This window comes from Macrococcus sp. GL_134, from assembly GCF_057834705.1.
The window spans coordinates 269,564-283,743 of the sequence record NZ_CM174409.1 but is presented as its reverse complement, the minus strand read 5'-3'; the positions used below and the strand labels follow the sequence as shown (position 1 = coordinate 283,743).

The window sequence follows — 14,180 nt, the reverse complement described above, 5'->3', positions numbered from 1 at the left end:
AGTTGATTAATGGGGACCGACGATTATTTCAGCCAGCCGCGCACAAATTTTTCTACTTTTGAAGCTTCATCGACCACATCTTTAATACGGTCTACTTTTTGCTGGTTAGTAATAAATGCTGAGACAATACCCGTATCAAGAATGGATTTCACTGAATCACTGATGGACTCTTTCGGTGCTTCTCCGTTTACTACAACTGTTTCATCTACAACCTGGTCAACATGCTGATTTTTGCCAGTCTGATTTTTGACAAGTGCAGTCGTTGTTGTCAGAAAAACAGTGGCAATTCCGCTGTATTTTTGAAGGTTGTTCAACTTCTCAGTCACTTGTTCACGACTTTCAATTTTTCTCATATATTGCATGGCATCTTTAGCGATATAAAACCCTGCTCCAATACCAAATCCTAATCTCAACCATTTCTCCATTGATCATTACCTCGCTTTAGTCAGTTTTCGATATGCTGCTGACATTCTTTACCCAATAAATCGCTTTTTATAGACATCCGGCATTATTTCACACGTAGTCGGCGCCAGATGATGACGATAGCGTGCAACAATATGATACAGCATATCGCAAAATATTCCAGGAATCAGCCGGCCAAGTGCCGCCGCCCGCCGGTAACCAATGATCTGCATCATATGCAGCACGGCTTCTGATTCTGTCTCAATGTTACTGTCTGTGACCAGCATGACACTTTCTGTTGTCTTGACAGACAATGTCTGAAAAAATTCCGAATACTGGTCTGAAAACATTAATTGTTCCTTGTCATCGTGCCGGAGCAGCCAGCGGATCCAATACTGACAAAACCCACAGTCACCATCATATATAACAACATTCATTAGCATCACCCCTGTCATTTTACCATAGCACGGCTTCAGTTGATGTTTAAGACCATTGATAAGTGGAATATTGATAGAAGATACTATTAAAGGAGCGATTATCGTGAAAACAATCTATGAAACATCAGCTATCAATACAGGTGGACGCGAAGGCGAAGCATATACAGAAGACGGTAACTTAAAAGTCAAAGTAGATAAGCCGAAAGAAATGGGCGGTACAGCGACAACAGAAACTAACCCTGAGCAGTTATTTGCTGCAGGATACAGCACATGTTTCAACAGTGCACTGGAGCTTGTCTTAAAAGCAGCTCACAAAGATTATGAATCAAGCCAAGTAAAAGCAGTTGTACGTCTAGTAGAAGATCCTGATGACAAAAACAGTTTCAAACTTGATGTAGATCTGGCAGCAGACATTAAAGGGCTATCTCAGGCAGATGCTGAGAAATTCATCAAGATTGCTCACAAACACTGCCCGTATTCAAAAGCATTGAAGGGCAATGTCAATGTGAACTTATCAGCGACAGGCAGCGAAGGTTAATAATGATTCAAGATAACAGGGGCTCATCAAATGATGAGCCCCTGTTATCTGTTATTCAATCAGCAACATCTAGTGAGTTATTCAACCCAGTTACCTTGGCGGAATACAGGAACGACTTTGCCGTCACGTGTAATGCCGTCGATATCAAGTTCTTTGCTGCCGATCATGAAATCAACGTGAGTAAGTGAGCTGTTCAAGCCGACTGCATCCCGTTCTTCATCTGTCATTTCATTGGCACCAGGCACGGGTCCTGGATAAGCTTTCCCTAAAGCAACGTGACATGATGCATTTTCATCGAATAATGTATTGTAGTATAAGATGCCTGAATTGGATATCGGTGAATCTACTGGTACTAATGCTGCTTCCCCCAGTCTTCTAGAACCTTCATCAGTATCAAGCAGTTCTTTTAAGATATCATAACCCTGCTCCGCTTCGAAATCTGTAACGACACCATCTTTGAATGTCAATTTGAAGTTATCGATGATCTGTCCACCGTAGCTTAGCGGTAATGTATTGCTGACTACACCGTTCACGCGGCGGTAATCAGGTGATGTGAACACTTCTTCTGTCGGCATGTTTACTTTGATTTCAAGGTTGCCGCGGCTCTTATGACCGCCACCTGCGAATCTTGAGCCGTCAATCAGTCCGATTTCAAGATCAGTGCCCGGCGCTGTATATTTCAGACGGTCGAAGTTAAAATCACTTAACCATTTGGCACGGGTTTTCAAGAACTTACCATGTTCATTCCAAGCCTCAACTGGATCTTTTTGATCCACTCGAACGGTCTTCAAAATATTTTCCATCAATTTCTCAACCGCTTCTTCTTCTGATAATTCCGGGAAGACGAGTTTCGCCCATTCTGGGCCAGGATAGCCGACGATACACCATGGTTGATCATGACGCATACGTGAGTCACCTAGTTCTTTGGAAACCTTACGCCCAGCACGGTTGGATGCAGCGATTTTTTCCGGATCAATATCTTTTAAACTTTCTGGAGATGTTGCATGAATAAAGAGCATAGATACTTTTTCTTTTAAGTAATAATCATTTTTCACTTTTAAATACGGCGGCAAATCTTCAATCGTTTCAATAGATTGATATTTCATATGAGCTTGTTGAAGGTCGCTGTCTGAGAGTTCGACAATGACTTTTTTCGCTCCTAGTTCATAGCTTGCTGTTGTAAATGCACGTACAAGATCAAGAGCGCGTACATCTGAAGATACAACGACGATTTCGCCTGGTTGAACGTTCAAGCCAACTTTTGCAATGACCTCAGCATATTTTTTAATCTGTTCAGTAAATGGTTTCATTAAATCACCTCATCGATTTAGTTACACATATTATATCGGAAACCGAATTAATTTGTAAATGAATATCTACTGTCAGTATTTATTATTTAATATTCATACGCTGCAGCCGCAGGGCATTCAACACGACCGACACTGAGCTGAATGCCATGGCAGCACCTGCAACCCAAGGAGCTAATAGACCGAATGCTGCAATTGGAATACCGATGACATTGTAACCGAATGCCCAGAATAAATTCTGCTTAATATTGCGCATAGTTTTCCGGCTCATAATCAGCGCATCAGCAATGCTGTTCAAATCACCACGTATCAACGTAATGTCTGCTGCCTCCATGGCGACATCTGTCCCTGTACCGATAGCCATACCAATCTGCGCAGTCGCAAGTGCCGGTGCATCATTAATGCCGTCCCCGACCATAGCGACCTGTCTACCTTCTGCCTGCAGTTGTTCTATGACCTTCGCCTTTTCTTCAGGAAGTACTTCTGCAATCACCCGGTCAATACCGACTTGTCTGCCAATCGCTTCCGCCGTTCTGTTGTTGTCACCCGTCAGCATGATTACTTCGATTTGGAGTGAATGAAGACGTTCGACGGCTTCACGCGACGTCTCTTTCACTGTATCAGCGACTGCTATCATTCCTTTGTATTGGCGATTAACAGCAACAAGCATAGCAGTCTTGCCGTCTGATTCCAGTATTTCCATATCAGCCAATACCGCATCCGTCAGCAGGATACCATCAAGAAGACGTCGTGTGCCGATCAATACTTCGTCATTTCGGATGACTGCCTGAATGCCGTAACCTGGAATGACTTCGAATGCATCCGGTTTGATCAATGGCAGCCCGCGCTCATCAGCTGCCTGGACAATGGCTTCTGCAAGCGGGTGCTCAGACTGCCTTTCTGCTGAGGCTGCTATTTTAAGCAGCGCATCTTCTGACAGTCCATTTGGCATGAGATTCGTCAAGACAGGTTTACCGTGCGTCACCGTACCTGTCTTATCGACAACGACCGTATCGATGTCTCCCGTCTGTTCAAGGTATTCTCCTCCTTTGAACAGCACCCCCGCTTCAGCAGCGCGGCCGGACCCAGCCATGATGGATGTTGGTGTTGCGAGGCCTAGAGCACACGGACAGGCGATGACCAGTACACTGATAGTAATTTCAAGCGCCTGGGCAAAATTACCGGGATCGACTGCAACATACCAGATTATACCTGCTAATAGAGCGAGGCCGATAACGACAGGAACGAACACGCTTGAAATTTTATCTGCCAGACGTTGAATCGGTGCTTTTGACCCTTGGGCATCTGACACCACTTTGATAATTTGAGCCAGTGCTGTCTCTTTGCCGACTTTTGTCGCCCGCATATGAATGAAGCCATTCTTATTAATTGTAGAACCATACAGCATATCACCTGCTGTTTTGTCGACCGGCAGACTTTCACCCGTCAGCATGGATTCATCGACTGCCGACTCTCCGTCAATCATTTCCCCGTCGACTGGAATTTTTTCTCCGGGTTTGATCAAGACAATATCACCTTTGATGACTTCTTCCAGTGGAATCGTCTGTTCCTTATCATTTCGAATCACGACTGCTGTCTTGGCCTGTAAACCCATCAATGATTTAATAGCACTGGAAGAGCGTCCCTTCGCTCTTGATTCTAATAATTTCCCGAGCAATATAAGCGTAATCAAGACAGCACTTGTTTCAAAATACAAATGCTCATGATGATTGGTCAGCATTTGATAGAGACTGTAGAAATAGGCAGATGACGTTCCTAATACGACAAGCACATCCATATTGGCGCTGCCATTTCTCAATGCCTTATAGGCACCGACGTAGAACTGCCAGCCGATTATCAACTGAACCGGCGTTGCAAGCAGCAGCTGCAACCAAGGATTCATGAGGAGCGCAGGCATTGGAAGAAATGAAGTGAGACTAAAATGAGCGACCATCGTCCACAACAGAGGCAATGACAGGACGGCTGCTGCAATAAACTTAATCAGCTGATGTCTGGATTCCCGCTCTCTTATATCTTCTGTTTCCTGTTGATCTACTTCCTGGAATGCACCGTATCCTAACTTTTCAATACGTGCGATAATCGTTGCAACATCCGTCATATCCGGATTGTATATGACAGAAGCATGCTCTAATGCCAGATTGACATTCGCTTGATTGATACCATCCATCTTATTCAGCACACGCTCAATTCGATTTGAACAAGCGGCACACGTCATACCTGTGATTTCGAGTTCCGTTTTGTCATGTGAGTCCATCGTTATCACCTTTCTATACCTATATGGGGTATATTTTATTTGAAAAAGAAAGTGCGAGTTCATCGCACTTCTCCTTATTCGTTGGTCGGTAAGACCTCGTAACCTTGGTCTTCAATTGCATCTTTGATATCTTCAACAGCAGCTTTTGTATCATCAAATCCTACTGCCACTTCACCATTCTCAAGGTTGACGTTAACGTCGTTCACACCTGCTACTGCACCAACACTTTTTTCGACTGCTTCTTTGCAGTGATTACAAGTCATACCACGTACATTCAAAGTTTGATTCGCCATTATTACATCTCCTCTCTATTATGTTATTTTCTCATGAGTTTCTGCATCGTTACAAGTAATTCATCCAGCACTTCATCTTCGCCGGCATTTAGACGCTCGAAGACACAACCTTTCAGATGCCCTTCAAGCAATATACGCGCCACACTATTCAGTGCCGATTGTGTAGCTGATAACTGTGTAATCACATCATCGCAATAGACATCCTTTTCAATCATTCCTTTAATACCACGAATCTGACCTTCGACTCGATTCAACCGATTGACCATATCTTTTTTCACATGATCAGGATGATGACTCTTTCTTTCTTCAGCACAATGTTCTGGCAACTGCGCCACCTCCTATAACACTTTCAATATACCCTATAGAGGTATATATGTCAACTGAAGAATCATGATTAATCTATTTCATGGAGGGTATAAAATAATGACACCACATTTATAGGAGGAATAATAATGCAAAATCATCAGTATCAAGAACTTCTTACAACGGTTCACGAGTGTATGGAAACATGTAACGTATGTTTTGACGCCTGTCTTAAAGAAGAAGATGTTAAAATGATGAGTGAATGTATCAGACTCGATAGAGAATGTGCTGAAATTTGCAGCTTGCTTGAGCAGGCGATTACAAGAAACTCTCCATTCATCAAAGAAATTGCTGCACTATGTGCAACAGTGTGCGAAGCCTGCTACAAAGAATGCAGTCAACATGACGACGACCACTGCAAGCGTTGTGCTGAGACATGTAAAGCATGTGCTGAAGCTTGCCGTAAAATTGCATAATACAGTGTTCTCGCTCAATAAAGAGTACCTACTGTTTCTCAGTAGGTGCTCTATTTATATTCATAAGATTTCACACTGCATTTACTTTTATTATCTATCATTATATAATTATCAGAAATCATTCGACGAAAGGTGGGTTCGTGATGGATCAGCTGTCTTTCAAGCAAGGTATACGCGATTGTCTGCCGACGCTGCTCGGATACTTCAGTATTGGACTCGCCTGCGGAATTGTCGGTATCGCGACTCATCTCAGCACGCTTGAAATCACTCTGCTCGCCGTACTTGTCTATGCTGGTGCTGCTCAGTTCATCATTTGCGCGCTCATCGCGGTCGGCAGTCCTATCAGCGCCATCATTTTCACGACGTTCATCGTCAACCTCAGAATGTTTCTACTCAGTATGACCCTTGCCCCTGCCTTCAGACAGGAATCTCTACTGAAAAATATCGGCATCGGTACACTTCTGACTGATGAGACGTTTGGTGTTGCCATCAATCAAATGGTACAGCAGAAGCGGGTATCAGCTGCCTGGATGTACGGCCTTAATTTGACGGCGTACTTATTCTGGATATTATCATGTTTTCTTGGTGCAGTGTTCGGTCAATGGATTTCCGACCCCGAAATGTTCGGTCTCGACTTCTCGCTCACCGCTATGTTTCTTGCACTCCTTGTGCTTCAGCTCGAACATATTCCTTCCGGCAAGTTAAAACTCTATTTATCCTTGATTGTTTATATCATTATTTTTATGCTGATATTCTGCATGTTTGTGCCGTCTTACGTCGCTATTATATTATCTACCATCGTCGTCGCATCGATAGGAGTGATCAAAGACCGATGACTATTTCCGACACTATGCTGCTCATTATGCTCGGTTCAGCCATTGTTACTATCATCCCGCGCATATTGCCTTTTGTCTTTATCCGTAAAATAGAGCTGCCATCTCTTTTAGAAAAGTGGCTGACATTCATTCCTGTGTGCATTTTTACAGCCCTCATCGTTGACAGTTTCTTATCTGACGGTGATCAATTAATCAATATTGACTGGTTGGCACTTACTGCCATCATTCCAACACTCGCCGTTGCGTTATGGACGAAGAGCTTATCGCTTACTGTCATCACAGGTATTGTTGTTATGGCGCTGCTCCGCTTGTTGTTTTAGCGGCATAACAAAAAAACATATCCTTTTCAGACATGTTTTTAAAGTCGTTTTATTTTTTTGTGATCGGCAGCCATATTTCACTATATTTCATTTCTCCGGTATCCGTCATTCTCGTGAAAGAAATTTCCGGACCAGTTGTCACGGTATAGTCTGTATGAGGTGACCATTCCGTATAAATCTTCCCCCACGTATCCTGCAAATCTTGAGGAAACGGTCCTGTACTCTGAAAGATTGCCCATGTTCCTGACTCAACATGAAGCTCCTCCAGTTCTTCTAGTGCGTGCTGCTGCTTTGTCAAGACTCCGATCATATGCGTCAGTTCGCCTTTTCCTTCAAATCGTGTGTCATCAAAATCATATGATGCATTGACTACTTGATGTGGATACAAATCGTTCAAGCTGTTCATTAATTCTTGCTGCGACGTATTGATACTTCCGGCCAGTTCTATAATCTCAGCGTTCAGACCTTCAAAACGTATAGGCACTCGTTTCGTCACACCGATCATATTAAAAGCTTCTTTCTCTTCAATTCGTACTTCCATCTTCAGTCACCCCTCATACCGATTTTGGTTACGTTTATATTGTACATGATATTAATCAGATAATCGATTATGCTGTCATTCTGACAGATATACTGTATTTCGTTATAATATGATTAATTGTAACAGACATTAGGAGGATAGGATGACAGAACAAATTATTATTAATCATGTCTCAAAGTCATTGGGTGATGTTCAAGTACTGAAAGATATTGATTTTGATATGCATGCCGGCAGAATTTATGGCTTTATCGGTCCTTCCGGTTCCGGAAAAACTACTTTAGTACGCATGATCGCCGGAATGGACTATCCAACTAAAGGAAGCATCTATGTGCGTGACAAAACCGTTCCACACATGTCTCTCATGCATGAAATCGGATTTATGGCACAATCTGACGCCCTCTATCTAGATTTAACGGGTCGTGAAAACCTGGAATTCTATGCCTCACTATACTCATTGAACAGACAGACTAAAGAAAAGCGGATTCGTTATACTGCTGACCTGGTCGGATTGACTCATGACTTGAAGAAACGTGTCAGCTATTACTCAGACGGTATGAAGCGAAGATTATCTCTTGCGACGGCGCTGCTGCATGATCCTACGATACTCATACTCGATGAACCGACTGTCGGCATTGATCCTGAACTTCGCAGTATGATATGGGATGAACTGGACAAGTTAAAGCAACAAGGAAAAACGATTATCATTACTACCCATGTGATGGATGAAGCAGAACGCTGTGATGATATTGTTATGATCAAAGACGGCATGATCTTAACAGAAGGTTCACCAGAAGAACTGAAAGCACGGTTTCATGCGGCATCATTTGATGAAGTATTCATCAATGCAGGCAAAAAGCAGGTGTCACAATGAAAGTGATGGGACTGATCAAACGGATTCTACTGGAAAAGATCAGAGATAAACGTACACTTGCTCTGCTGTTTATTGCACCGCTGATTATTCTGACACTGATGCATATGGTCTTTGACAGTGATAGTCAAAAACCCGTTGTCGGTACAGTGAATATTGAGCCTTCTATTGCTGATAGATTGGAAGACAGCGATATGACCGTCGTGAAATACAAAGAACGGCCTGCTGACAGTAAGTCGTTCATGGAAACACAAGATCTTGATGGTCTTGTGATCAAGCAAGAGGATACAGTCACGATTAAACTTCTTAATGAAAACCCTGGAATATCCGGCCGAATCAATACAATCGTCAGCCAGACCTATCAACAGAAGACACAGAGCACGTTAATTGATGACATGAAAGCCAAATTAAAAGATTTCACAGAATCATTGGACAACATTCCATTCAGTCCTACTAAAAATATGGATCTGTCAATACCTGAAAAAACAGCAGTTCATACAGATTATATATACGGCAGCGAGCATACCACTCTATTTGATACCTTTTCACCTGTATTGATCGGATTCTTTGTCTTTTTCTTCGTCTTTCTGATTGCCGGCATCGGCTTCCTAAAAGAGCGGACGTCAGGGACATTGGAACAGATGCTGATGACACCGATCAGACGTTACGAAGTTATATTAGGTTATGTAGCAAGCTACGGTATTCTTGCAGTGATTCAGACGATTGTCATCGTCTTGTTTTCAATATACGTGCTGCATATTGCAGCGCCTGATACTATCTGGGGCGTCATTGTCGTCAACTTGTTCGTTGCGCTCGTCGCCTTATCTCTCGGCCTGCTGTTATCAGCGTTTGCAAAGTCAGAATTTCAGATGGTTCAGTTTATTCCGCTGGTCATTGTCCCGCAAATCTTTCTATCAGGTATATTTCCGCTCGAACCAATGGTTGGATGGCTGCAGGTACTTATGCCGCTCTACTATGCGGGAGATGCGCTGAAGAATATCATGTACAAAGAAATGCCGCTCAGTTCAGTTACTGTCGATATCGTCATCCTGGCATTATTTGCAATTGCTTTTATTATATTGAATAACACCGTGCTTAAAAAATATCGTAAAATATAAGTTGAAATGATCAAGTGTTCTTCAGTAAAAATGATATTTATTAAAATAAGTGCATCATTCACTAGACAACGGAAGAAATATGTTATATACTAAGGTTAATTAAATCGAACGTTTAAAAGGCAACGCATTCACATGGTACAAAAGTAACGTGGTTTGTTAATACTTTTGTAACGTGTGAATTTCTTTTTGAGAAATTCTGATTTAGTAATAATTATTTGGAGGTCATTACACATGACACAAGGTACAGTTAAATGGTTTAACGCAGAAAAAGGTTTCGGTTTCATTTCAGTTGAAGGCGGAGACGACGTATTCGCTCACTTCAGCGCTATCGAAGGCGACGGCTACAAAACATTAGAAGAAGGACAAGCTGTTGAATTCAACATCGAAGAAGGCCAACGTGGTCCTCAAGCAGCTAACATCGTTAAATTATAATTTAACCTTCAAAGACATCTCATATGAGATGTCTTTTTTTTGAGTCAAAAATAGCCTTCAAATCAATTTTGAAGGCCATTATATCCAGCTACAGTTCTTCCAACTCTTCAGCAAAAGGTCTGAAAAATATCGTCACCAGGCTGAGCAGACTGTATATGATGAATAATCCTTTGAATCCTGATACTTCAAGTATAAACCCTGAAAAGAAGGTTCCTATGAATTGACCGGCTGCAAGTGAGATAAAAGTCACAATTATCCCCATGGACGGATACTTCACATAAATTCTTGCACTCCAGAAGGCGTAGACCCCCATACTGAACACATAGATCATACCAAATAACACAGTTGAAGCTGCAATAACAATTCCGTTAGTAGTGATAATCAATAATACGTTGGCCAGAGCGAGCATCAACCCGGTAAACACATGGATGCGCATAATACCAAACATCTCAAGCGCCTGTCCTGCAAATCCTCCGAGCAATCCTCCGATTCCGAGAGTGACCCAGAACAAACTCGTCAGTTCGTTGAAATCTGCTTGAAAAATATATGACTGAAAATAAGTCCAGTAAGCAGAAGTCCCGATACCTAGAAGCAGCGTCGATAAGACTAACTTCCTGCCGTAAAATAGATGACGCACATCCAGTTGATAGTTCAGATGACTCATCTCTATGAACGGCAATTTTGTATAATTGATCAGCGTAATGAACAAACTCAGCAGAATGAACACCAAATAACTATAGCGCCAGTATTCCTGAAAGAAAAAGACGATCAGTCCTATAATGATAAGTCCTAAACCAATCCCTGTATTAATCCAGGAATTACTCCTGTCTTGATAACCATACGTGATTTTTTCCTTAATGATTGAGCCGTATGGCGCTGTCGCAATCCCAGCAGCATAACCAAGTATAATGATACCAACCCCAAAAACCATATAATTCATCGATACCATGAGCAATGTCAAACCGATCAGTGATAACACACTAGAGATGAGCAGATCGTGTCTCGGCTGGATGTTTTTGAACAAAGTAAATACCGTAATGATGCCAAGACTATAAGTTAAATAAGATACAGATGAAATGATCCCTGATATTTGATTAGTCATATGTAGTGGTCCGTTGAAATATGGCAGCAGCAGGCCGTAACTGAACCGTGAGATTCCGTAAGCCATCGCAATAAATATGATACCTGTAAACACAAGCTGACGTTCTTCTTTCATAGCATCGACTCCTGATAAATCTATCAATGGATGATTACCCTATTGAAAAAAAAATAATCTGTCATTAAATGACAGATTATTTTCTAGAGGTTTCATATATCCCCTTTATATATTAGTGGTTTCACTGAATTCTTTAATGCGTGCCCCAATCTGATCTCTTACACGTTGAAAAACAGTCCATTCCTGACCAGCTGGATCTTCAAATCCCCAATGCTCTGTTTTCACATGAGGTGGTGTCACTGGGCAGACATCTTTTGCATGATCACAAAGTGTAACCACCAAGTCCGCACTATTCAACAGCTGGCTGTCAATCTTATCAGATGTCTGACTGGAGATATCAATTCCTATTTCTTTCATCACTGCGACTGCCTTCGGATTAACACCGTGAGTTTCAATGCCAGCAGAATAGACATTCCACCCAGGTAAATATTTTTTCCCAAATCCTTCTGCAATCTGACTACGGCATGAATTACCTGTACATAAAAAATAAATTGTCTTTGTCATATATTCCATCATTCTCCTCAATTAAATATTAGCATTGAAAAATATAAACCAACAAGTGTCATCAACAGTACAGGAATTGTAATGACAATCCCTGTCTTAAAATAAGTCCACCACGAAATCTTTACACCTTTACCACGCAGAACATGAAGCCATAGCAACGTAGCAAGAGAACCGATCGGCGTAATCTTCGGTCCAAGGTCGCAGCCGATGATATTTGCATAGACAAGTGCCTCTTTGATTGTTCCTGCAGCCTGAGACTGGTGAATGGCAATGGAATCAATAAGAACTGTCGGCATATTATTCATGACAGATGATAGAATAGCGGATAAAAATCCCATACCTATCACTGTTCCGAATAATCCAGAGTCAATGATCTGATTGATGACACCTGCCAGCGTATTGGTCAGTCCTACATTTTTCAGTCCGTACACAACGACATACATCCCTATAGAAAAGAAGACGATTGACCACGGCGCACCTTTGATGACTTTAGCAGTATGAACAGCTTCACTTCTCCGTGCAAATATAATAAAGACTAAAGCGATGACTCCTGCAATAATTGATACCGGGATATTAACTAGGTCACTGACGAGATAACCGATCAACAACAAACCTAGAACAACCCAGGACATCTTAAACAACGTTCTATCTTTAATAGCCGAAGCCGGACGCTTTAATTGCGTGGCATCATAATTTTTCGGGACGCGTCGACCAAAGTACAACCAAAGCACAATAACTGATGCTGTCAGACTGAAGATATTCGGCAGAAACATATGTTTCGCATAATCAACAAAGCTGATATCGAAGTAATCAGCTGAGACGATATTCACTAAATTACTGACAATAAGCGGCAGACTTGTAGTGTCTGCAATAAAGCCGGAAGCAATGATAAACGGAAATACCATCTTCTCATCAAACTTCAGATGACGGACCATTGCTAGTACAATCGGTGTCAGAATAAGAGCAGCCCCGTCATTCGCAAAAAATGCAGCAACAACAGCACCGAGCAGGCAGACATAGATAAACATGAGCAGTGACCGCCCTCCGGCAAGATGTGTCATATGAAGCGCAGCCCACTCGAAAAAGCCGATTTCATCAAGGATCAATGAAATCAGAATGACAGCGATAAAAGTGAATGTGGCATTCCATACAATATGGGTAACGTCTAGTACGTCACTCATATCGACAACGCCAAATAGCAGAGCCAGAATAGCACCACCTATCGCTGAATACCCGATTGATAATCCTTTCGGCTGCCATATGACAAGAGTCAACGTCAGCAGGAATATGAATACAGCAATCCATGTCATGATTCACAGCACCCTTCACTGTTAATCTGTACACATACACAACGCTCACTTTCAGTCACTAACTGCTGTGTGAACTGAAGGACATCAGTCATTTTCTCTTTGTTCAGTGCATACATCACTTTTGTACCCTCTTTCCATGAGGTAACCATCTCTGCTTCTTTCAGCTGCTTCATATGGTGAGACAACGTCGGCTGAGTGACATTGAAATGTGCAAGAATATCGCACGCACACAACGGGCCACATGATAAAAGATCGATAATTTCAATTCGATTGCGGTCTGACATCACTTTAAACAATGAAGCCATCTGTTCATAGTTCATAATCTTCTCCTTATATAGATGAATATCTATATCATAATACAAATATAGATATTCGTCTATATTCGATAGCCTATAATGGTCGGCTAAAGATCAATAAAACCTAAATCCATTGCAATATGCCATGCATTGATGCGATTATCAGCACCGAGTTTATCAATGATGAGTGATGTATAATTTCGGACTGTGCCGTCACTTAAAAACAACTGACTACTGATTTCCTTACTCGATAATCCTTTTCCAATCAACTGTAGAATTTCCTGTTCTTTGTCTGTCAGCGGGTTTTTTGTGAGCATCATCGGCAGCAGCTCTGGACTGTATTCTTTCTGTCCTTTCATTACTTTGTCAATGGTTTCAATCAATTCATCGACTGAGCGTTCTTTTAATACATAAGCATCGACACTCAAGTTCAATGCTTTTTCAAAATACCCTGGTCGTTTAAACGTTGTGACGATAATCACTTTACACGTCAGCTGCTGACTTCTAATAAATTCAAGTACCTGCAATCCGGTCATTCCAGGCATTTCTATATCGAGTACTGCTGCATCAAACGACTCATTAAGTGCTTTTACTGCAGCAGCGCCGTCAGCAACACCTATTACTTCTGAAAACTTTCCACTGATTGTCAGCAATTTCACCATTGCTTCACGCAGCATGCTCTGATCTTCTGCCAGTAGTAACTTCATC

Annotated in this window: 17 protein-coding genes and 1 pseudogene; 7 read left to right on the top strand and 11 right to left on the bottom strand. The window is 41.9% G+C overall.

Features of this window, described 5'->3' with window-relative positions:
• Nucleotides 1-23: 23 nt before the first annotated feature.
• The gene (locus AC3IPL_RS01605) at nt 24-425 is read right to left on the bottom strand and encodes a hypothetical protein (RefSeq protein WP_489241316.1); all 402 of its coding nucleotides are present in this window, start codon (nt 423-425) and stop codon (nt 24-26) included.
• 48 nt (nt 426-473) lie between these two features.
• Nucleotides 474-839, bottom strand: coding sequence for a thiol-disulfide oxidoreductase DCC family protein (locus AC3IPL_RS01600; RefSeq protein WP_489241315.1), 366 nt, complete (start codon nt 837-839; stop codon nt 474-476).
• 103 nt (nt 840-942) lie between these two features.
• Between AC3IPL_RS01600 and AC3IPL_RS01595 the strand changes: the two genes are divergently transcribed.
• Nucleotides 943-1,377 carry an organic hydroperoxide resistance protein gene (locus tag AC3IPL_RS01595; protein WP_489241314.1) on the top strand — a complete coding sequence of 145 codons (435 nt, stop codon included), beginning with the start codon at nt 943-945 and terminating at the stop codon, nt 1,375-1,377.
• A 77-nt stretch (nt 1,378-1,454) separates the two neighbouring features.
• Here the strand turns inward: AC3IPL_RS01595 and AC3IPL_RS01590 are convergent, their stop codons facing one another.
• From AC3IPL_RS01590 to AC3IPL_RS01580, 3 genes and pseudogenes are all read right to left on the bottom strand, one after another.
• Nucleotides 1,455-2,687, bottom strand: a complete 1,233-nt coding sequence (locus tag AC3IPL_RS01590; RefSeq protein WP_489241313.1) for an aminopeptidase — start codon at nt 2,685-2,687, stop codon at nt 1,455-1,457.
• Nucleotides 2,688-2,769: 82 nt separating this feature from the next.
• Nucleotides 2,770-5,252: pseudogene (gene copZ, locus AC3IPL_RS01585) on the bottom strand (copper chaperone CopZ).
• A 23-nt stretch (nt 5,253-5,275) separates the two neighbouring features.
• Complete coding sequence (locus tag AC3IPL_RS01580; protein WP_489242231.1) at nt 5,276-5,518, bottom strand: metal-sensitive transcriptional regulator; 243 nt, start codon at nt 5,516-5,518, stop codon at nt 5,276-5,278.
• Nucleotides 5,519-5,704: 186 nt separating this feature from the next.
• Between AC3IPL_RS01580 and AC3IPL_RS01575 the strand changes: the two genes are divergently transcribed.
• From AC3IPL_RS01575 to AC3IPL_RS01565, 3 genes are all read left to right on the top strand, one after another.
• Nucleotides 5,705-6,031: a four-helix bundle copper-binding protein gene (locus AC3IPL_RS01575; RefSeq protein WP_489241312.1), complete on the top strand. Its 327-nt coding sequence runs from the start codon at nt 5,705-5,707 to the stop codon at nt 6,029-6,031.
• Between the two features lie 143 nt (nt 6,032-6,174).
• The gene (locus AC3IPL_RS01570) at nt 6,175-6,867 is read left to right on the top strand and encodes an AzlC family ABC transporter permease (RefSeq protein ID WP_489241311.1); all 693 of its coding nucleotides are present in this window, start codon (nt 6,175-6,177) and stop codon (nt 6,865-6,867) included.
• Complete coding sequence (locus AC3IPL_RS01565) at nt 6,864-7,187, top strand: AzlD domain-containing protein (RefSeq protein ID WP_489241310.1); 324 nt, start codon at nt 6,864-6,866, stop codon at nt 7,185-7,187. Before AC3IPL_RS01570 ends, AC3IPL_RS01565 begins: the two co-directional genes overlap by 4 nt.
• Before the next feature lie 49 nt (nt 7,188-7,236).
• On the opposite strand, the gene AC3IPL_RS01560 is transcribed toward AC3IPL_RS01565, so the two are convergent.
• A complete protein-coding gene (locus AC3IPL_RS01560; RefSeq protein ID WP_489241309.1) occupies nt 7,237-7,728 on the bottom strand; it encodes a GyrI-like domain-containing protein in 492 nt (163 codons plus the stop codon).
• A 142-nt stretch (nt 7,729-7,870) separates the two neighbouring features.
• On the opposite strand from AC3IPL_RS01560, the gene AC3IPL_RS01555 reads away from it, so the two are divergent.
• The 3 genes from AC3IPL_RS01555 (at nt 7,871) to AC3IPL_RS01545 (ending at nt 10,146) form a co-directional block, all read left to right on the top strand.
• Nucleotides 7,871-8,599 carry an ABC transporter ATP-binding protein gene (locus AC3IPL_RS01555; RefSeq protein WP_489241308.1) on the top strand — a complete coding sequence of 243 codons (729 nt, stop codon included), beginning with the start codon at nt 7,871-7,873 and terminating at the stop codon, nt 8,597-8,599.
• Nucleotides 8,596-9,714 carry an ABC transporter permease gene (locus AC3IPL_RS01550; RefSeq protein ID WP_489241307.1) on the top strand — a complete coding sequence of 373 codons (1,119 nt, stop codon included), beginning with the start codon at nt 8,596-8,598 and terminating at the stop codon, nt 9,712-9,714. The genes AC3IPL_RS01555 and AC3IPL_RS01550 overlap by 4 nt, the downstream gene beginning before the upstream one ends.
• A gap of 231 nt (nt 9,715-9,945) precedes the next feature.
• Entirely contained in the window at nt 9,946-10,146 is a 201-nt protein-coding gene (locus tag AC3IPL_RS01545; RefSeq protein WP_133444102.1) for a cold-shock protein, read from the top strand.
• An 88-nt stretch (nt 10,147-10,234) separates the two neighbouring features.
• On the opposite strand, the gene AC3IPL_RS01540 is transcribed toward AC3IPL_RS01545, so the two are convergent.
• The 5 genes from AC3IPL_RS01540 to AC3IPL_RS01520 form a co-directional block, all read right to left on the bottom strand.
• Nucleotides 10,235-11,362, bottom strand: coding sequence for an MFS transporter (locus tag AC3IPL_RS01540; protein ID WP_489241306.1), 1,128 nt, complete (start codon nt 11,360-11,362; stop codon nt 10,235-10,237).
• A 105-nt stretch (nt 11,363-11,467) separates the two neighbouring features.
• On the bottom strand, nt 11,468-11,866 hold the full coding sequence (arsC, locus tag AC3IPL_RS01535; RefSeq protein WP_489241305.1) for an arsenate reductase (thioredoxin): 399 nt from the start codon (nt 11,864-11,866) through the stop codon (nt 11,468-11,470).
• A gap of 17 nt (nt 11,867-11,883) precedes the next feature.
• Nucleotides 11,884-13,176: an arsenic transporter gene (locus AC3IPL_RS01530; protein WP_489241304.1), complete on the bottom strand. Its 1,293-nt coding sequence runs from the start codon at nt 13,174-13,176 to the stop codon at nt 11,884-11,886.
• Nucleotides 13,173-13,496 carry an ArsR/SmtB family transcription factor gene (locus AC3IPL_RS01525; protein WP_489241303.1) on the bottom strand — a complete coding sequence of 108 codons (324 nt, stop codon included), beginning with the start codon at nt 13,494-13,496 and terminating at the stop codon, nt 13,173-13,175. Before AC3IPL_RS01525 ends, AC3IPL_RS01530 begins: the two co-directional genes overlap by 4 nt.
• 83 nt (nt 13,497-13,579) lie before the next feature.
• Nucleotides 13,580-14,179 carry a response regulator gene (locus AC3IPL_RS01520; RefSeq protein ID WP_489241302.1) on the bottom strand — a complete coding sequence of 200 codons (600 nt, stop codon included), beginning with the start codon at nt 14,177-14,179 and terminating at the stop codon, nt 13,580-13,582.
• Nucleotide 14,180 lies beyond the last annotated feature (1 nt).